Raw genomic sequence first — 19079 nt, forward strand, 5'->3', positions numbered from 1 at the left:
GGGGCGCCCCGCCTACACTGGCGCGGTGCGTCTCGTCTTCGCCGGCACCCCCGAACCGGCCCTGCCGTCGCTGCGGCGGCTGCTGGACTCCCCGCGCCACGAGGTGGTCGCGGTGCTCACCCGCCCCGACGCGGCGGCGGGCCGGCGCGGCCGGACCGCCCCCTCGCCGGTGGCCCGGCTGGCCGCCGAGCACAACATCCCGGTGCTACGCCCGGAGCGACCCAACAGCGCCGAGTTCGTCGCCGAATTGACCGCGCTGCAACCGGATTGCTGCCCGGTGGTCGCCTACGGCGCGCTGTTGGGCGGGCCGCTGCTGGCCGTTCCCGCCCACGGCTGGATCAACCTGCACTTCTCGCTGCTGCCGGCGTGGCGGGGCGCCGCCCCGGTGCAGGCCGCGCTGGCCGCCGGCGACCCGATCACCGGGGCCAGCACGTTCCGCATCGAACCGGCGCTGGACTCCGGGCCGGTCTACGGGGTGGTGACCGAGACGATCCGGCCCACCGACACCGCCGCGGACCTACTGGAGCGGCTCGCCGAATCCGGGGCGCAGCTGCTGGAGGCCACCCTCGACGGCGTCGCCGACGGCACCCTGACCGCCGTCCCGCAGCCCGCCGACGGCGTGTCCTACGCCCCCAAGATCACCGTCGAGAGCGCCCGGGTGCGCTGGACCGATCCGGCCCGCGCCGTCGACCGGCACATCCGGGCGGTCACCCCCAGCCCGGGCGCCTGGACCATGCTCGGCGAACAGCGGATCAAGCTCGGCCCGGTGCACGTCGACCCCGACCCGCCGGCCGCGCTGGCACCCGGCCGGCTGCACATCGGGCGGCGCGACGTGTGGATCGGCACCGGCTCCGACCCGGTGCGCCTCGGCGAGATCCAGCCGCCCGGAAAGAAATTCATGAACGCCGCCGACTGGGCGCGCGGCGCCCGCCCCGACCCGCAGGTGGGCGCCTCATGACCCGGCCGCGCCGGCCCCGGCCGCGCCGCACCCCGCTGGACCCGGCCCGACGCGCCGCCTTCGACGTGCTGCGCGCGGTCAGCGCCCAGGACGCCTACGCCAACCTGGCGCTGCCCGCGCTGCTGCGCCAGCGCAACATCACCGGCCGCGACGCCGCGTTCGCCACCGAACTGACCTACGGCACCTGCCGCACCCGCGGCCTGCTGGACGCGATCATCGGCGCGGCCGCCGGCCGGGCGCCGGAGGCCATCGACCCGGTGCTGCTGGACCTGCTGCGCCTCGGCGCCTACCAACTGCTGCGCACCCGGGTGGAGAACCACGCCGCGGTCTCCACCACCGTCGAGCAGGCCGGCATCGAATTCGATTCGGCCCGAGCCGGATTCGTCAACGCCGTGCTGCGCCGCATCGACGGCCGCGACGAGGCGTCCTGGGTGGCCGAGCTGGCGCCGGACCCGGCCCGCGACCCGGTCGGGCACACCGCCTTCGTCCGCGCCCACCCGCGCTGGATCGCCCAGGCGTTCACCGACGCGCTCGGCGCCGACGCCGGCGAACTCGACGCGGCGCTGGCCGCCGACGACGAACGCCCGCGGGTGCACCTGGCCGCCCGCCCCGGCGTACTCACCGCCGAGCAGTTGGCCGCCGAGGTCGGCGGCACCGTCGGCCGGTACTCACCGCACGCGGTGTACCTGCCCGCCGGGGACCCCGGACAGCTGGCCCCGGTGCGCGACGGCCGCGCCCTGGTGCAGGACGAGGGCAGTCAACTGGTGGCCCGCGCCCTGGCCGCCGCCCCGGTCGCCGACGACACCGGCCGCTGGCTGGACCTGTGCGCCGGGCCCGGCGGCAAGACCGCCCTGCTGGCCGCGCTCGGCGCCGCCGACGGCGCCCAGGTCACCGCCGTGGAGCCGGTGCCGCGGCGCGCGGCCATGGTCGAGGAGAACACCGCCGGGCTGCCGGTGCGGGTGCACATCGTCGACGGGCGGGAGTCCGGTCTGGAGCCCGGCTTCGACCGGGTGCTCGTCGATGCGCCCTGCACCGGACTGGGGGCGCTGCGGCGCCGCCCGGAGGCCCGCTGGCGGCGCAGCCCCGCCGACATCCCGACGCTGACCGGGCTGCAACGCGAGCTGCTGGCCGCTGCGATCGGGCTCACCCGCCCCGGCGGGGTGGTGCTGTACGCGACCTGCTCGCCGCACCTGGCCGAAACCACCGGCGTGGTCGCCGACGCGCTGCGCCGCCACCCGGTGCGCGCGCTGGACACTCCGGCGCTGTTCGGCCCGGTCGACCGGCTCGGGCCCGGACCGTACGTGCAGCTGTGGCCGCACCGGCACGGCACCGACGCCATGTTCGCCGCCGCACTGCAAGTAGTCTGAACCCCATGTCCGACACCGCGGGCCGACCGCTGATCGCCCCCTCGATCCTGTCCGCCGACTTCGCCCGACTGGCCGACGAGGTGGCCGCCGTGGCCGGCTCGGACTGGCTGCACGTCGACGTGATGGACAACCATTTCGTGCCGAACCTGACCATCGGGTTGCCGGTGGTGGAAAGCCTGCTGGCGGTCACCGACATCCCGATGGACTGCCACCTGATGATCGAGGACCCGGGCCGCTGGGCGCCGCCCTACGCCGAGGCCGGCGCCCACAACGTCACCTTCCACGCCGAGGCCACCGACGACCCGGTCGCGGTCGCCCGCGACATCCGGGCCGCCGGCGCCAAGGCCGGCCTGGGCATCAAACCGGCCACCGCGCTCGAGCCCTACCTGGAGATCCTGCGCGACTTCGACACGCTGCTGGTCATGTCGGTGGAGCCCGGCTTCGGCGGGCAGGCCTTCATCCCCGAGGTGCTCGACAAGGTGCGCACCATGCGCAAACTCGTCGACTCCGGCGAGCTGACCATCCTCATCGAGATCGACGGCGGCATCAACGCCGACACCATCGAGGCCGCCGCCGAGGCCGGGGTGGACTGCTTCGTCGCCGGCTCCGCGGTCTACGGCACCGAGGACCCGGCGGCCACCGTCGAGGCGCTGCGGCGACAGGCCGCGGCCGTCTCGCCGCACCGGCATCGATGAGCGCCGCCGAGCCGCTCACCGTCGAGGCGGCGATGCGCCGGGCCATCGCGGAGGCGCTGCGGGTCAAGGGCGCCACCTACCCGAACCCGCCGGTCGGGGCGGTCGTGCTGGACCGCGACGGCCGGCTGGCCGGGGCGGGCGGCACCGAACCGGTCGGCGGCGCGCACGCCGAGGTGGTGGCGCTGCGCCGGGCCGGGGCCCGCGCCGCCGGCGGCACCGCGGTGGTCACCCTCGAGCCCTGCAACCACCACGGCCGCACCCCGCCGTGCGCCGACACCCTGCTGGACGCCGGGATCGCCGCGGTGGTCTACGCGGTCACCGACCCCAACCCGGTCGCCGCGGAGGGGGCCGAGCGCCTCGCCGCCGCCGGCGTCACCGTGACCGGCGGGGTGCTGGCCGAGGAGGTCGCCGCCGGGCCGCTGCGGGAATGGCTGCACCGGCAGCGCACCGGCCGCCCGCACGTGACGTGGAAGTTCGCCGCCAGCATCGACGGGCGCAGCGCCGCCGCCGACGGCACCAGCCAGTGGATCACCAGCGCCGAAGCCCGCGCCGACGTGCACCGCCGCCGGGCGGTGGTGGAGGCGATCGTGGTGGGCACCGGCACCGTCTTCGCCGACGACCCGGCGCTGACCGCCCGGCACCCCGACGGCACCCTGGCCGAGCGTCAGCCGCTGCGGGTGGTGGTCGGTGAGCGGGAGGTGTCCAGCGACGCCCGGGTGCTCAACGACGACTCGCGCACCATGCTGATCCGCACCCGCGACCCGGCCGAGGTGCTGCAGGCGCTGGCCGACCGCACCGACGTGCTGCTGGAGGGCGGGCCCACCCTGGCGGGGGCGTTCCTGCGCGCCGGGCTGGTCGACCGCATCCTGGCCTACGTGGCGCCGATGCTGCTCGGCGGGCCGGTCGTCGCCGTCGACGACGTCGGGGTACCCACCATCGGCCGGGCGCTGCGCTGGCGCTACGACGCGGTGCAGACGATCGGGCCGGATCTGCTGGTCAGCCTGGTGCCGTCAGACGACGTCGGGGGATGAGGCCGGTTGGTCGGCGCGGCGGCGGGAGACTTCCACGAAGCCGTATCCGCCGACTCCGAGCATCACCAACCCCACCCCGCCGCTGATCAGACTGTGCTTGATGTTGTCGCTTTTCTGCTCGTCGTAACCGAGCCGCTTGCCCTGGCCGTAGTGGACACATTCTTGGCTGGTGTCACCTGCGGTCATGCTTTGACCGCCGCAGCGGACGTCGCCGCTGGTCACCAGACCGTAGAGGCCCCACAGCAAAAGCCCGGCACCGACGATGGCCGCCAACCAGGCCCGTGCCAATGTCTTCTTCATCGTGTTCCACCTCATTGTCATTGCCGGCCGACCGAGCCGGCCACGCTGCTGTGTGTTATCGCAATGAAGCGTAAAACGCTGCGGCGTACCCCTTCCGCAGAGATTTTTCGCGTGCCGCGGGTGGTGCCGTCGATGAACCGGTCCCGCGGACGGGTGAATCACCGGTGGAGTATCGACACGGTGTCAGGGCGGTCGACGACGACTGTGGCGGGGTTGCGCCGACGGCGATTTCACGACGTGACAAGTCTGCGTTCGACTTTTTACAGTGCGTTTCGGACAAGATGCGGTGATCCGCCGGACTCCAATGTTCCGCACCGCACGTCGAAGCGGTCCCGCACGGTGTCCAGCACGCGGCGCTGCCGCTCGCGCTCGCGACGGTGCGTGAGCATGAAGCGGACCATGCCCGGCAACCGGCGCGCCAGGGGATACCAGGTATCGAAGTCGAGTCCGTTTTCCCGGAACACCCGGCTCGGGACCGCATCATAGATGAGGCTGAGGTTGTGCTGGGCGAGCGCAAAAACCGTGTAAGGGAACGCTATCGGCGATTTTCGTCGCAAATCCTGCCAATCCAGTTCGTACAGCGGGACTTCGCTGATCTTGCCCGAGAAGAGAAGGTGGGTCAGGAAATAACCCATGAACGCGGGTAAGTGCAGTACCGCGGACCGCAAGTTGATCGAAATTACTGCTCCGCTCGCGGCAACGTAGGGCTCGTACGGGTACCCGTCCAGCCCGACGTATCCGGTGCAGTTGATGACCCAGCTTCCGGGCGGGATCGTCGTCGTCGCTCCGCTGCGGAACATCAGCGTGGTCGAACCGTTGCGGTCGACGGCGTCGGTGAAGTAGTCCATCACGACGCCGTTGAGGCCCGCGGCGATCGTCTTGTTCTCCGCCTGCGAGAGCACACCGAACAGATAATTATCGGCGTCGGGGGTGACGAAGTTGCCGTAGGTGGGGCGAAACCAGCGCTGGACTTCCGCTTCGTTGGTGCCGTCGAAACGTCGGCCCAATTCCGCGACAATGCCGGCTACCGACTCCCCGCCCCACCACCGCCGGGCCCCACTCGGAAACAAGCGGTCGCGCGTCCCGAAGAAGGTTCCTCGGCCGGCCACGAGGTTCACTTCGCGACCCGGGCATTCGGTGATCAGCGTGTACGCGGTGTCCATCGCCGTCTTACCGCCGCCGATGATCCACACCGGGGTGTCGCTCTCCCGCATTTCGCCGCCGCGGATATCGCAATAGTCCGGCGACACCGACCTCAACCGGGAACTGGAGATCGTCAGTGGCTCATTCGGTGTGGCGCCCAACCCATAAGCCTTGATCAGTCGCTTGGCCGCTATGACGACAAAACGACCGGTCACCGACCGGCACCTGACCCACACCTGTCCGCCCGTCTCCTCCTCAGACTCGAACTCCCAGCCGAAGTACTCGTCGACGTGCACGCGCTGCTTGATGACCTCGACGCAATGCCGCAGGTGGTCGAGCACCTCACCCTTGGTCGCGAGATACGAGGGGTCTTTCCCGGAGGTCCATTTGATGTTCCCCGCCGTGAACATCGGGTGTGGTTGGTGAAGCCGGACATACGAGTACGTGTCGACCCACATGCCGCCCACCCGGGCACGGCGGTCGACCAGGACGATCGTCTGGTCGGCGGAGAGATACCTGCTCGCGCTGAACAGCGCATTGAGCCCGGCGATGCCGGCTCCGACGATGCAGAGATCGCAACTCACCGCATCGACGTCGCGCGGGGCGGCGGTTTTCGAGCCATCGGTGGACATGGCACAAAGAAATCACGGCGGACGACGCTCGGCGTCATCCGAACGAATGGGATCGACCAACTGCTGGCCGGTGGTGCGGCCATGGTCCCGGCCCGACTGGGTGCGGAAAACCTTAACCGGGTGATGAACCCGTCCCGCGGACGGGTGAATCACCGGTGGAGTATCGACACCGTGCCGTCGGCGTTGTTGGCGACGTAGACCGTGTCGGTGGCCGGGTCGACCGCGAGGCTCCACGGCCGCTCGCCGACAGCGATGGTGTCGGTGACGGTGTTGGTGGTGGTGTCGATGACCGAGACGGTGCCGTCCTCGCCGTTGGCCACATAGACGCTGTCGGTCTCCGGGTCGGCGGCCACCGCGCGTGGCTGGCCGCCGACAGCGATGGTGTCGGTGACGGTGTGGGTCGTGGTGTCGATGGCCGAGACGGTGCCGTCCCCGAAGTTGGCGACGTAGACGGTGTCGGTGCGGGGGTCGAAGTCGACCGGTCCCGGATTCATGCCGACCGGAACGGTCGCGGTGATCGTGCCGGTCGTGGTGTCGATGACCGACACGGACTCGTCGACGAAGTTGGTGGCGTAGGCGGTGCCGGTGGCGGCGTCGACGGCGACCGCGCCCAGGGTGGCGCCGGCGCTGTGCCACGTGGCGGTGACGGCGTTGGTGGTGGTGTCGATGACCGAGACGGTGCCGTCGTCGAGGTTGGCGACGTAGACGGTGTCAGGGCGGTCGACGATGACTGTGGCCGGGGTTGCGCCGACGGCGATGGTGGCCGTGACCGTGTTGGTGGTGGTGTCGATGACCGAGACGGTGCCGTCCTCGCTGTTGGCGACGTAGACGGTCCGCGCGGCGGGGTTGACATCCACTGCGAAGGGCCGGTTACCGACGGCGATGGTGGCCGTGACCGTGTGGGTGGTGGTGTCGATGACCGAGACGGTGCCGTCACCGCTGTTGGTGACGTAGGCGACGTGGCCGCCGGCGTCGGCGGCCACTCCGGACGGTCCGTTGCCGACCGTGATGAGGTCCGGCGCCGCCGGCGGGCGGGCCGTCGCGCCGGTGCTCGAGGTGTGCCGCTGGTAGGCGATCACCGCGAGCGTGGAAGCGAGCAGCAGCGTCGCCGTGACGATGACGATCAGGATTCGGCGTCGCTGGGGGGCCGGCGGAGCGGCCTGCGGGTGCACCAGCGGCCCGGGGACCATCCCGCTCCTTTCGCTGCGGACTGCGGCGGCGCGCCTGACGGCACCCGCCCCGAATCCGACGGGGTGTGGAAATCCTATCCCGGTGTCGGGGACCCCTCGCGCACCAGATTCTCCGGGGCGGCCGGCGGCTCCGGCTCGGCCGACGCACCCCGCCCGGCGATGAACAACCCGAGCACGGCGCCGACCACGCAGATCAGCGCGGTGATCCCGAACATCTCGCCGTACTGCAGCGCGAACGCCAACCGGTAGTTCGCCGCCTCGGCGGAGAGTTTCTGCGCCAGGGTGTCGCCTTCGGCGCTGGGCAGGCCGGCCAGGATCTGGTTGAACCGGTACATGCCCCACGCCGACAGCGCCGCCATCCCGATCAGCATCCCGGTCATCCGGGCAACCACCACCCCCGCCGAGGCGATGCCGTGCTGCGCCGACGGCACCACCCGCAGGGTGGCCGAGGTCAGCGGCCCGATCACCAGGCCCAGCCCCAGCCCGGCCAGGCTCAGGTCGGTGTCGAGGGCCGGCAGCCGCACCACCCCGAGGTCGTGCTGGTAGGACAGCAGGTCCACCGGCCACTTCGAGATCAGCCAGTAGCCGCCGGCCGCGATCAGCAGCCCGACGAAGGTGACCGCACGGTCCCCGACCCGGGTGGCGATGAACCCACCGGCCAGCGCCCCGATCGGCAGCGCGATCAAAAAGCGCAGCAGCAGCCCGGCGGCCTCGTTCTGGCTCATCGACAGCACGCCCTGGCCGAACAGTTCGACGTCGACCAGCGTCACCATCAGCGCCGCACCGGCGCACAGCGAGGCGCCCAGCGCGGCCAGGAACGGTCCGAACCGCACCCCGGCGGGGTCGATCAGCCTGGTCCGGGCGAAGTACTCCCAGGCGAAGAACGCCACCCCGGCGACCAGCGCGCCGAGCAGCACCGGCGGGCCCCAATCCGGCAGCGCCTGGGTGCCGTCGGGCTCGGGGTTGTACAACCCGATCACCGCCAGGCCGAGCGCCACCGCGAGCAGCAGCCCGCCGACCACGTCGACCCGCTCCGGCGGCCCCTGCTGCGGGTTCTTCGACGGCAGGCTGAAATGGATCATGATCATCGCCACCGCGGTCAGCGGCAGGTTGATCCAGAACACGTCGCGCCAGTCGCGCAGCAGCCACACGATGAAGATCCCGTACAGCGGACCGAGCACACTGCCCAGCTCCTGCCCGGCGCTGATCACCCCCAGCACCCCGGCGCGGTTGCGTTCGGCCCACAGGTCGGCGCCGAGCGCCAGGGTGACCGGCAGCAGCGCACCGGAGGCCACGCCCTGGATGGACCGGCCGACCACCAGGGTGGCCAGGTCGGTGGAGAGCGCGGTGATCACCGAGCCGACCGCGAACGCGGCCAAACTGCTCTGCAGCAGCCGCTTGCGGCCGAACCGGTCGGAGGCGCGACCCAACAGCGGCATCGCCGCGACATAACCGAGCAGATACCCGGTGATGATCGGGGTGACCTGCTGGATCTTGTTGATCGGGATGCCCACGCCCGCCGGGGGCGGGGCCATGATGTCGCGCATGATGGTGACCACGACATAGGTGTCGAGGGCACCGAGCAGAACAGCGAGGCTGCCAGCGCCGATCGCTATGCCGCGGTTAGTGCGCATCACACCGCCGGTTTCTCAACGGTGACCGGCGCGTCCCAGTCCGACAGGGTCATCTGCACGGTGTTGCCGCTGCTGGGCTCCAGCTGTGCCTGCACCAGCTGATGCGGGTCGTCGGCCTGGATCCAGGCGGTCGCCGGCACCGGAGCGCTCACATCCAGCGGCGGGGCCAGCTTGTTCACCGCGTCGGCGCTGACCTCACCGGAGATCCGCACCGTGTCGACCCCGTTGATCGTCTCGCGCTTCTCGGCCTTGGCGTCGGTGAAGTTGGCCAGCACGTTGGCCAGCCCGGTGTCGGGGTCCAGGATCAGCGACGGGTCGTAGATGTCGGCGGCCTTGCCCCAGTCCGACCAGCGGTTGCCGGACATCGAGGTGTAGAGGATCCCGTCGAGGACGACGAAGTCGGCGTCGACCTCCTGGCCCAAGGCGACGATCTTGGCTTTGCCCTTGGCCGCGGTCTGCGGCGTGGCGGTCAGATCCCCGCTGAGGGTTTTGATCGGCAGGGCCTCGATCTCACCGTCCACCGACAGCTCCAGGTGCACGCTGGTCAGCGCGGCGGTGGTGGTGTGGGCCTGGTCGAGCAGCGTGGCCGCATCCGGCAGGTCGGCGGTGTCGGTGGCGGCGTCCTTCGCGGAGGAACAGCCGGCGATCAGCCCGGCGGTCAGGGCGACGGTGGCCAGAAAAGCGGCGGGAAAGCTGGTGTGAAGGCGACGGCGTCTCAGCATGAGGGCAATGGTAGAGGGTGCCGGGGGACACCGGCGCCACCAACACCGCCCGCCGGCCCGGTGGCCGGCGCCCGGCACGCGGCTAGCCTGGGACGATGTTCACCGGAATTGTCGAGGAACTCGGCGAGGTGGTCGGCTGCGAGGAGCTCGCCGACTCCGCCCGACTGACCATCCACGGACCGTTGGTCACCGCCGACGCCGGCCACGGCGACTCGATCGCGGTCAACGGGGTGTGCCTGACCGTCGCCGAGGTGGGGGCGGATGGCCGCTTCAGCGCCGACGTGATGGCCGAGACCCTGCGCCGCTCCAGCCTCGGCGGGCTGCGGGCGGGCAGCCCGGTCAACCTGGAACGCGCCGTGGCGGTCGGCGGGCGCCTGGGCGGGCACATCGTGCAGGGCCACGTCGACGGGACCGGCCGGATCCTGGTCCGCACCCCGACCCCGCACTGGGAGGTGGTGCGCATCGGGTTGCCCGCCGCGCTGGCCCGCTATGTGGTGGAGAAGGGCTCGATCACCGTCGACGGCATCTCGTTGACCGTCTCGGCGGTGGGCGACTCGGCGGGGGAGGACTGGTTCGAGGTGTCGCTGATCCCGACCACCCGGGCGGTGACCACGCTGGGCGCCGCCGCGGTGGGCGCCACGGTCAACCTGGAGGTCGACGTGGTCGCCAAATATGTGGAGCGGCTACTGGGGCGTCCCGCGGGGCAGCCGCCGCAACCCGGTGGTCCATACTGAACAGACCACGACCGGCCGCTACCGGCCGGTAACCTTCGATCGGGACGGGACGACGCGACAATGACGAGGTTCGACTCCGTCGAACGGGCGGTTGCCGATATCGCCGCCGGGAAACCCGTCGTGGTCATCGACGACGAGGACCGGGAGAACGAAGGCGACCTGATCTTCGCCGCGGAGAAGGCCACCCCCGAACTGGTGGCGTTCATGGTCCGCTACACCTCCGGCTACCTGTGCGTGCCGCTCGACGGCGCCATCTGCGACCGGCTCGGCCTGCTCCCGATGTACGCGGTCAACCAGGACAAACACGGCACCGCCTACACCGTCACCGTCGACGCCAAGCACAACATCGGCACCGGCATCTCGGCGTCGGACCGGGCCACCACGATGCGGCTGCTGGGTGACCCGGCCAGCGTCGCCGACGACTTCACCCGGCCCGGCCACGTGGTGCCGCTGCGCGCCAAGGACGGCGGGGTGCTGCGCCGCCCCGGCCACACCGAGGCCGCCGTCGACCTGGCCCGGATGGCCGGCCTGCAGCCCGCCGGCGCGATCTGCGAGATCGTCAGCCAGAAGGACGAGGGCGCGATGGCCCAGACCGACGAGCTGCGCATCTTCGCCGACGAGCACCGGCTCGCCTTGATCACCATCGCCGACCTCATCGAGTGGCGCCGCAAACACGAAAAGCACGTCGAGCGGGTCGCCGAGGCGCGCATCCCCACCCGCTACGGGGAGTTCCGCGCGGTCGGCTACGCCAGCATCTACGAGGACGTCGAACACGTGGCGCTGGTGCGCGGCGAGATCGCCGGACCGCACAACGACGGCACCGACGTGCTGGTGCGGGTGCACTCGGAATGCCTGACCGGCGACGTGTTCGGCTCGCAGCGCTGCGACTGCGGCCCGCAGCTCGACGCCGCGCTGGCGATGGTGGCCCGGGAGGGCCGCGGCGTGGTGCTCTACATGCGCGGCCACGAGGGCCGCGGCATCGGCCTGATGCACAAGCTGCAGGCCTATCAGCTGCAGGACGCCGGCGACGACACCGTCGACGCCAACCTCAAACTCGGCCTGCCCGCCGACGCCCGCGACTACGGCACCGGCGCCCAGATCCTGGTCGACCTCGGGGTGCGCTCGATGCGGCTGCTGACCAACAACCCCGCCAAGCGGGTCGGCCTCGACGGCTACGGGCTGCACATCCTCGAACGGGTGCCGCTGCCGGTGCGCGCCAACGCCGAGAACATCCGCTATCTGCGCACCAAACGGGACCGGATGGGCCACGAACTCACCGGCCTCGACGACGAGCCGCGGCTGCCCGGCGAACTGGGGGACGCGCGGTGAGCGGTGGTGCCGGCGTGCCGGAGCTGCCGACGCTCGACGCGTCCGGGCTGCGGCTGGCGATCGTGGCCAGCACCTGGCACGCCCGCATCTGCGACGCGCTGCTGGCCGGGGCGCGCACGGTGGCCACCGACGCGGGCATCGCCGAGCCGACCGTCGCCCGGGTGCTCGGGGCCATCGAGATCCCGGTGGTCGCCCAGGAACTGGCCCGCTCCCACGACGCGGTCGTCGCCCTCGGGGTGGTGATCCGCGGCGAGACCCCGCACTTCGACTACGTCTGCGACGCGGTCACCCAGGGCCTGACCCGGGTGTCGCTGGACGCCGCCGTCCCGGTGGCCAACGGCGTGTTGACCACCGAGACCGAACGGCAGGCGCTGGACCGGGCCGGCCTCCCCGACTCCGCCGAGGACAAGGGCGCGCAGGCCGCCGCGGCCGCCCTGAGCACCGCGCTGACCCTGCGCTCGCTGCGCCGCGCGCCGTGACGGCCGCCGACGGCGACTGGGACGCCGAGATCCGGCCGCACCGGGTGAAGTTCTTCGTCTACACCGCGGCGATCCTCATCGCCGGGGCGCACATCGCGGTGAGCCTGCTGCTGACCATCGGCTCCACAGGGGTGCTGTTCCGCACCTACGACCAGGTGGCCGTCGCCACCATCGGGTTGATCATCGCCGGGTTCGTGCTGCTGTTCGGGCGGCCGCGGCTGCGGGTGGGCGCCGCCGGCCTGTCGGTGCGCAACATCTTCGGCGACAAACTGGTGCCGTGGAACGCGGTCGCCGACGTCACCTTCCCCGCCGACGCGCGCTGGGCCCGCATCGAACTGCCCGACGACGAATACATCCCGCTGATGGCGATCCAGGCCATCGACGGCGACCGGGCCGTGGCCGCCATGGACACCGTGCGTGACCTGCTGGCCCGCTACCGGCCCGACCCGGCCGCGCCCTGACCGCCGAACGCTAGCCTGGGAGCGTGCCCGACCCCGCGACCTACCGGCCGGCCCCCGGCTCCATCCCGGTGGATCCGGGGGTCTACCGCTTCCTCGACACCCACGGCCGGGTCATCTACGTGGGCAAGGCGAAAAACCTGCGCAGCCGGTTGACGTCCTACTTCGCCGACGTCGCCGGGCTGCACCCGCGCACCCGCCAGATGGTGACCACCGCCGCCAAGGTGGAGTGGACGGTGGTCAGCACCGAAGTCGAGGCGCTGCAACTGGAATACAACTGGATCAAGGAGTTCGACCCGCGGTTCAACGTCCGCTACCGCGACGACAAGACCTACCCGGTGCTCGCGGTCACGCTCAACGAGGAATACCCGCGGCTGATGGTCTACCGCGGGCCGCGGCGCAAGGGCGTGCGCTACTTCGGGCCGTACTCGCACGCCTGGGCGATCCGGGAGACCCTCGACCTGCTGACCCGGGTCTTCCCGGCGCGCACCTGCTCGGCCGGGGTGTTCCGGCGCCATCAGCAGATCGGCCGGCCCTGCCTGCTGGGCTACATCGACAAGTGCGCCGCGCCGTGCGTGGACCGGGTCAGCGCCGAGGAGCACCGCCGGATCGTCGACGACTTCTGTGATTTCCTGTCCGGCAAGACCGACCGGTTCGCGCGCAGCCTGGAACAGCAGATGACCGCCGCCGCCGCCGATCTCGACTTCGAACGGGCCGCCCGGCTGCGCGACGACCTCGCCGCGCTGCGCCGCGCCATGGAGAAGCAGGCGGTGGTGCTCGGTGACGGCACCGACGCCGACGTGATGGCGTTCGCCGAGGACGAGCTGGAGGCCGCCGTCCAGGTCTTCCATGTGCGCGGCGGCCGGGTCCGCGGCCAGCGCGGCTGGATCGTCGAGAAGTCCGGCGACCCCGACGATTCCGGATCCGAGCGGTTGGTCGAGCAGTTCCTCACCCAGTTCTACGGGGACCAGGCCGCCCTCGACGGGGCTGCCGACGGGGCCGCCGACGAAGCCGCCAACCCGGTGCCGCGGGAGGTGCTGGTGCCCTGCCTGCCGCCCGGCGCCGAGGAGGTCGCGCAGTGGCTGTCGGGGCTGCGCGGGTCGAAGGTGGTGCTGCGGGTGCCGCAGCGCGGTGACAAGAAGTCGCTGGCAGACACCGTGCAGCGCAACGCCGTCGAAGCGCTGCAGCAGCACAAGCTGCGCCGGGCCGGGGATTTCACCGCCCGCTCCGCGGCGCTGCAGAGCATCCAGGACGCGCTCGGCCTGGCCGAGGCGCCGCTGCGCATCGAATGCGTCGACGTCAGCCACGTGCAGGGCACCGACGTCGTCGCCTCGCTGGTGGTGTTCGAGGACGGCCTGCCGCGCCGCTCGGACTACCGGCGCTTCGCGATCCGCGGCGCCGCCGGCGACGGCCGCTCCGACGACGTGGCCTCCATCGCCGAGGTCACCCGCCGCCGCTTCGCCCGCCACCTCGAAGAGCAGGAAACCCTTGCTCCGGAAGGCAAGTCACGGCGCTTCGCCTATCCGCCGAACCTGTTCGTCGTCGACGGCGGCGCCCCGCAGGTCAACGCGGCCGCCGCGGCCCTCGACGAGCTCGGGGTCCGCGACGTGGCGGTGATCGGGCTGGCCAAACGGCTCGAGGAGGTGTGGGTGCCCGCCGAACCCGACCCGGTGATCCTGCCCCGGCGCAGCGACGGCCTCTACCTGCTGCAGCGGGTGCGCGACGAGGCGCACCGCTTCGCCATCGCCTACCACCGCAGCAAACGCTCGAAACGGATGACGGCCTCGGCGCTGGACTCGGTGCGCGGGCTGGGGGAGACTCGCCGCCGTGCCCTGGTCAGTCATTTCGGTTCGGTGGCGGCCATCCGCGCCGCCACCGTGGAGGAGATCAGCACCGTGCCGGGGATCGGCGCGGTGACCGCCGCGGCGGTGCTGGCCGCGCTCAGCGACGAACGGACACCGCAATGACCGCGGCCGACAACCCCACCGCCGCAGCCGCTTCCGGTATCGACGTGGTGCTGGTGACCGGCTTGTCCGGCGCCGGGCGCGGCACCGCGGCCAAGGTGCTGGAGGACCTCGGCTGGTACGTGGCCGACAACCTGCCGCCGGAATTGATCACCCGCATGGTCGATCTGGGCCTGGCGGCCGGCTCCCGCATCACCGAGCTCGCGGTGGTGATGGACGTCCGCTCCCGCGGGTTCACCGGCGACCTGGACTGGGTGCGCACCGATCTGGCCACCCGCGGCATCACCCCGCGGGTGCTGTTCCTCGACGCCTCCGACGACATGCTGGTGCGCCGCTACGAGCACAACCGGCGCAGCCACCCGCTGCAGGGCCAGCAGACGCTCACCGAGGGCATCGCCGCCGAGCGGCGGCTGCTGGAACCGGTGCGCGCCGCCGCCGACCTGGTCGTCGACACCTCCACCATGTCGGTGCGGGAACTGCGGGAGACCATCGAGGGCGCCTTCGGCACCGAGGCGGCGGCCCAGACCGCGGTCACCCTGGAGTCCTTCGGCTTCAAATACGGGCTGCCGATGGACGCCGACATGGTGATGGACGTGCGGTTTCTGCCCAACCCGCACTGGGTGGACGAACTGCGCCCACACACCGGACAGGACCCGGCGGTCCGCGACTACGTCCTGCGTCAACCCGGTGCGACCCGCTTCCTCGATACGTACCATCAGTTGCTGTCGCTGGTTGTCGACGGCTACCGGCGGGAGGGGAAGCGCTACATGACGGTCGCGATCGGTTGCACCGGCGGCAAACACCGCAGTGTGGCCATCGCCGAAGAGTTGGCGCGGCGCCTCGAGCCCGACACCGCGCTGTCGGTGCGGGTGCTGCACCGGGATTTGGGCCGCGAATGAGGCAGGGCAGCGACTTCAGCGTCGTCGCCCTCGGCGGCGGGCACGGTCTCTACGCGACCCTGTCGGCGGCCCGCCGGCTCACCCCGCGGGTCACCGCGGTGGTCACCGTCGCCGACGACGGCGGCTCCTCGGGCCGGCTGCGCAGCGAGATCGACATCGTGCCGCCGGGTGATCTGCGAATGGCGTTGGCGGCGCTGGCATCCGACAGTCCGCAGGGCCGGCTGTGGGCCACCATCATCCAGCACCGGTTCGGCGGCAGCGGCGCCCTGGCCGGCCACCCGATCGGCAACCTGATGCTCGCCGGGCTCAGCGAGGTCCTCAACGACCCGGTCGCCGCGCTCGACGAGCTGGGCCGGGTGCTCGGGGTCAAGGGCCGGGTGCTGCCGATGTGCCCGATCGCGCTGCAGATCGAGGCCGACGTCGCCGGCTTGGAGGCCGACCCGCGCATGTTCCGGGTGATCCGCGGGCAGGTCGCGGTCGCGACCACCCCGGGCAAGGTGCGCCGGGTGCGGCTGCAGCCGGGCAACCCGCCGGCCACCCGGCAGGCCGTCGACGCGATCATGGCCGCCGACCTGGTGGTGCTGGGGCCGGGATCCTGGTTCACCAGCGTGATCCCGCACGTCTTGGTGCCGGAGCTGGCGGCGGCGCTGCGCGAGACCGCGGCGCGCCGGGCCCTGGTGCTCAACCTGGTGGCCGAGCCGGGGGAGACCGCCGGGTTCTCCACCGAACGGCACCTGCACGTGCTGGCCCAGCACGCGCCGGGCTTCACCGTCCACGACGTGATCGTCGACGCGGCCGGGGTGGCCGGCGAGCGCGAACGCGAGCAGCTGCGGCGCGCCGCCACCCTGCTGGATGCCGCGGTCCAGTTTGCCGATGTGGCCCGACCTGGTACACCTTTACATGACCCGGGCAAGCTGGCCGCCGCGCTGGACGCGGTGCGGATGCGCGGTGCCGGCTCGGCGGCAGCCACCGCCCCGGTGCGGGTCGAGCACTCACGGCAGCGAGCCGGTGCAGAGGGTCCGGGAGGTGACGACGGGTGGCGATGACGGCCCAGGTCAAAGAGGAGCTGAGTCGGCTACCGGTGACCGCGGTCAGCGCCCGGCGCGCCGAGGTGGCCGCGCTGCTGCGCTTCGCCGGCGGCCTGCACATCGTCAACGGCCGGGTGGTGGTGGAGGCCGAACTCGACCTCGACAGCATCGCCCGGCGGCTGCGCAAGGACATCTTCGACCTGTACGGCTACACCGCCAACGTGCGGGTGCTGCCGGCCACCGGCATCCGCAAGAGCACCCGCTACGTGCTGCAGGTCGCCACCGACGGGGAGGCGCTGGCCCGCCAGACCGGGCTGCTGGACCTGCGCGGCCGGCCGGTGCGCGGACTGCCCGCCCAGGTGGTCGGCGGCAGCGTCACCGACTCCGAAGCCGCTTGGCGGGGCGCGTTTTTGGCGCACGGCTCGCTGACCGAACCGGGCCGCTCCTCCGCGCTGGAGGTCAACTGCCCCGGCCCGGAGGCCGCGCTGGCGCTGGTGGGCGCGGCGCGCCGGCTGGGGGTCAGCGCCAAGGCCCGCGAGGTGCGCGGCGCCGACCGGGTGGTGGTGCGCGACGGGGAGGCCATCGGAGCCCTGTTGACCCGGATGGGCGCGCAGGACACCCGGGTGATCTGGGAAGAACGCCGGATGCGCCGCGAGGTGCGGGCCACCGCCAACCGGCTGGCCAACTTCGACGACGCCAACCTGCGCCGCTCGGCGCGCGCGGCGGTCGCCGCCGCCGCCCGGGTGGAACGCGCCCTGGAGATCCTCGGCGACACCGTGCCCGCCCACCTGGCCGAGGCCGGCAAGCTGCGCGTCGAGCACCGGCAGGCCTCGCTGGAGGAGCTGGGCCGGCTGGCCGACCCGCCGATGACCAAAGACGCGGTGGCCGGGCGGATCCGGCGCCTGCTGTCGATGGCCGACCGCAAAGCCAAGCAGGACGGCGTCCCCGACACCGAATCCGCGGTCACCCCGGACCTGCTCGAAGACGCCTGACCGGCCACCGGCCGCGCAGCGCCGGTCGAGGTGGCAGGGCTGCACGGCGGCACCGGGCCGGCGCCCATTAGGCTGGTCGGCGGAGCACACCACAGACTTCAGCAGAAGACTTCGGCAGAAATGAGGAGAGACCAGTGACGGTCCGGGTAGGTATCAACGGCTTCGGTCGAATCGGGCGCAACTTCTTCCGGGCGTTGGACGCGCAGCAGGCGCAGGGCAACGGCCCCGACGTCGAGATCGTGGCGGTCAACGACCTCACCGACAACGCCACCCTGGCCCACCTGCTCAAGTTCGACTCGATCCTGGGCCGGCTGCCGCACGAGGTCAGCCTGGAAGGCGAGGACACCATCGTCGTCGGCTCCACCAAGATCAAGGCGCTGGAGGTCAAGGAAGGCCCGGCCGCGCTGCCCTGGGGCGACCTGGGCGTGGACGTGGTGGTGGAATCCACCGGCATCTTCACCAAGCGGGACAAGGCGCAGGGCCACCTCGACGCCGGCGCCAAGAAGGTCATCATCTCCGCCCCGGCCACCGACCCGGACATCACCGTCTGCCTCGGCGTCAACGACGGCGACTACGACGGCAGCCAGAAGATCATCTCCAACGCCTCCTGCACCACCAACTGCCTGGCCCCGCTGGCCAAGGTGCTGCACGACGAGTTCGGCATCGTCAAGGGCCTGATGACCACCATCCACGCCTACACCCAGGACCAGAACCTGCAGGACGGCCCGCACTCGGACCTGCGCCGGGCCCGCGCCGCCGCGGTCAACATCGTGCCGACCTCCACCGGCGCGGCCAAGGCGATCGGGCTGGTGATGCCGGAGCTGAAGGGCAAGCTCGACGGCTACGCGCTGCGGGTGCCGATCCCGACCGGCTCGGTCACCGACCTGACCGCGCACCTGGCCAAGTCCGCCACGGTCGAGGAGATCAACGCCGCGTTCAAGGCGGCCGCCGACGGCCCGCTCAAGGGCGTGCTGAAGTACTACGACGTGCCGATCGTCTCCGCCGACATCGTCACCGACCCGCACTCCTCGCTGTACGACGCCGGCCTGACCAAGGTCATCGACGACCAGGCCAAGGTGGTGTCCTGGTACGACAACGAGTGGGGCTACTCCAACCGGCTGGTCGACCTGGTCGCCCTGGTCGGCAAATCGCTGTGAGCATCCCGACCCTCGACGACCTTCTCGCCGAAGGGGTTTCGGGTCGCGGGGTGCTGGTCCGCAGCGACCTCAACGTCCCGCTGGACGCCGACGGCGCCATCACCGACCCGGGCCGCATCGCCGCGTCGGTGCCCACGACGTCGCCGGCCAGCTGGACGTGCCGGCCCAGGTGTTCCGCCAGCGCCGCGGCGACCGGCGCCAGGGACAGCTTCGGGCCCGGGGCGCCCTGCGGCCGGCCCAGGTGCGCGGCGACCACCACCTTGGCGCCGGCGTCCACCAGCGCCTGCAGGGTGGGCACCGACGCGGCGATGCGGCCCGGGTCGGTGATGGCGCCGTCGGCGTCCAGCGGGACGTTGAGGTCGCTGCG

18 protein-coding genes and 1 pseudogene are annotated in these 19079 nt (G+C 71.8%); 13 read left to right on the top strand and 6 right to left on the bottom strand.

Annotated elements, in window-relative coordinates; translation table 11 throughout:
* Positions 1-25 precede the first annotated feature (25 nt).
* Genes fmt through ribD form a run of 4 tightly spaced genes read left to right on the top strand, consistent with a single transcriptional unit; the run spans position 26 to position 4051 of the window.
* The gene (fmt, locus tag A5643_RS14365) at positions 26-958 is read left to right on the top strand and encodes a methionyl-tRNA formyltransferase (RefSeq protein WP_066856839.1); all 933 of its coding nucleotides are present in this window, start codon (positions 26-28) and stop codon (positions 956-958) included.
* On the top strand, positions 955-2325 hold the full coding sequence (locus A5643_RS14370) for an RsmB/NOP family class I SAM-dependent RNA methyltransferase (RefSeq protein WP_066856842.1): 1371 nt from the start codon (positions 955-957) through the stop codon (positions 2323-2325). Before fmt ends, A5643_RS14370 begins: the two co-directional genes overlap by 4 nt.
* A 5-nt stretch (positions 2326-2330) precedes the next feature.
* Entirely contained in the window at positions 2331-3020 is a 690-nt protein-coding gene (rpe, locus tag A5643_RS14375) for a ribulose-phosphate 3-epimerase (protein ID WP_066856845.1), read from the top strand.
* Positions 3017-4051 carry a bifunctional diaminohydroxyphosphoribosylaminopyrimidine deaminase/5-amino-6-(5-phosphoribosylamino)uracil reductase RibD gene (gene ribD / locus A5643_RS14380; RefSeq protein ID WP_066856848.1) on the top strand — a complete coding sequence of 345 codons (1035 nt, stop codon included), beginning with the start codon at positions 3017-3019 and terminating at the stop codon, positions 4049-4051. Before rpe ends, ribD begins: the two co-directional genes overlap by 4 nt.
* Here the strand turns inward: ribD and A5643_RS14385 are convergent.
* The 5 genes from A5643_RS14385 to A5643_RS14405 form a co-directional block, all read right to left on the bottom strand.
* On the bottom strand, positions 4031-4351 hold the full coding sequence (locus A5643_RS14385; RefSeq protein ID WP_066856851.1) for a hypothetical protein: 321 nt from the start codon (positions 4349-4351) through the stop codon (positions 4031-4033). The genes ribD and A5643_RS14385 overlap by 21 nt on opposite strands.
* Positions 4352-4611: 260 nt before the next feature.
* Complete coding sequence (locus A5643_RS14390) at positions 4612-6126, bottom strand: FAD-dependent oxidoreductase (RefSeq protein ID WP_066856854.1); 1515 nt, start codon at positions 6124-6126, stop codon at positions 4612-4614.
* A 149-nt stretch (positions 6127-6275) separates the two neighbouring features.
* Positions 6276-7316 (bottom strand): YVTN family beta-propeller repeat protein, encoded by a 1041-nt coding sequence (locus A5643_RS14395; RefSeq protein ID WP_066856857.1) that lies wholly within the window; start codon positions 7314-7316, stop codon positions 6276-6278.
* Between the two features lie 74 nt (positions 7317-7390).
* Positions 7391-8950: an MFS transporter gene (locus A5643_RS14400; protein WP_066856860.1), complete on the bottom strand. Its 1560-nt coding sequence runs from the start codon at positions 8948-8950 to the stop codon at positions 7391-7393.
* The gene (locus tag A5643_RS14405) at positions 8950-9672 is read right to left on the bottom strand and encodes an LppX_LprAFG lipoprotein (protein WP_066856863.1); all 723 of its coding nucleotides are present in this window, start codon (positions 9670-9672) and stop codon (positions 8950-8952) included. The genes A5643_RS14400 and A5643_RS14405 overlap by 1 nt, the downstream gene beginning before the upstream one ends.
* A 95-nt stretch (positions 9673-9767) precedes the next feature.
* Between A5643_RS14405 and A5643_RS14410 the strand changes: the two genes are divergently transcribed.
* The 9 genes from A5643_RS14410 (at position 9768) to gap (ending at position 18712) form a co-directional block, all read left to right on the top strand.
* Positions 9768-10406, top strand: coding sequence for a riboflavin synthase (locus A5643_RS14410; RefSeq protein WP_066856866.1), 639 nt, complete (start codon positions 9768-9770; stop codon positions 10404-10406).
* A 60-nt stretch (positions 10407-10466) separates the two neighbouring features.
* Positions 10467-11735, top strand: coding sequence for a bifunctional 3,4-dihydroxy-2-butanone-4-phosphate synthase/GTP cyclohydrolase II (locus A5643_RS14415; RefSeq protein WP_066856869.1), 1269 nt, complete (start codon positions 10467-10469; stop codon positions 11733-11735).
* Positions 11732-12214 (top strand): 6,7-dimethyl-8-ribityllumazine synthase, encoded by a 483-nt coding sequence (gene ribH, locus A5643_RS14420; protein WP_066856872.1) that lies wholly within the window; start codon positions 11732-11734, stop codon positions 12212-12214. The genes A5643_RS14415 and ribH overlap by 4 nt, the downstream gene beginning before the upstream one ends.
* A complete protein-coding gene (locus A5643_RS14425) occupies positions 12211-12675 on the top strand; it encodes a PH domain-containing protein (RefSeq protein ID WP_066856875.1) in 465 nt (154 codons plus the stop codon). Before ribH ends, A5643_RS14425 begins: the two co-directional genes overlap by 4 nt.
* 23 nt (positions 12676-12698) lie before the next feature.
* Positions 12699-14639 (top strand): excinuclease ABC subunit UvrC, encoded by a 1941-nt coding sequence (gene uvrC, locus A5643_RS14430; RefSeq protein WP_066856878.1) that lies wholly within the window; start codon positions 12699-12701, stop codon positions 14637-14639.
* Positions 14636-15535 carry an RNase adapter RapZ gene (gene rapZ / locus A5643_RS14435; protein WP_066856887.1) on the top strand — a complete coding sequence of 300 codons (900 nt, stop codon included), beginning with the start codon at positions 14636-14638 and terminating at the stop codon, positions 15533-15535. The genes uvrC and rapZ overlap by 4 nt, the downstream gene beginning before the upstream one ends.
* Complete coding sequence (yvcK, locus tag A5643_RS14440; RefSeq protein ID WP_066856890.1) at positions 15532-16581, top strand: uridine diphosphate-N-acetylglucosamine-binding protein YvcK; 1050 nt, start codon at positions 15532-15534, stop codon at positions 16579-16581. The genes rapZ and yvcK overlap by 4 nt, the downstream gene beginning before the upstream one ends.
* The gene (gene whiA, locus A5643_RS14445; RefSeq protein ID WP_082948970.1) at positions 16578-17555 is read left to right on the top strand and encodes a DNA-binding protein WhiA; all 978 of its coding nucleotides are present in this window, start codon (positions 16578-16580) and stop codon (positions 17553-17555) included. The genes yvcK and whiA overlap by 4 nt, the downstream gene beginning before the upstream one ends.
* A 134-nt stretch (positions 17556-17689) precedes the next feature.
* The gene (gene gap / locus A5643_RS14450; protein ID WP_066856895.1) at positions 17690-18712 is read left to right on the top strand and encodes a type I glyceraldehyde-3-phosphate dehydrogenase; all 1023 of its coding nucleotides are present in this window, start codon (positions 17690-17692) and stop codon (positions 18710-18712) included.
* A gap of 112 nt (positions 18713-18824) precedes the next feature.
* On the opposite strand, the pseudogene pgk reads toward gap, so the two are convergent.
* Positions 18825-19079 (bottom strand): annotated as a pseudogene (gene pgk / locus A5643_RS17875) (phosphoglycerate kinase); the annotation flags it as partial.

This window comes from Mycobacterium sp. 1274756.6, assembly GCF_001668625.1.
Classification (GTDB): domain Bacteria; phylum Actinomycetota; class Actinomycetes; order Mycobacteriales; family Mycobacteriaceae; genus Mycobacterium.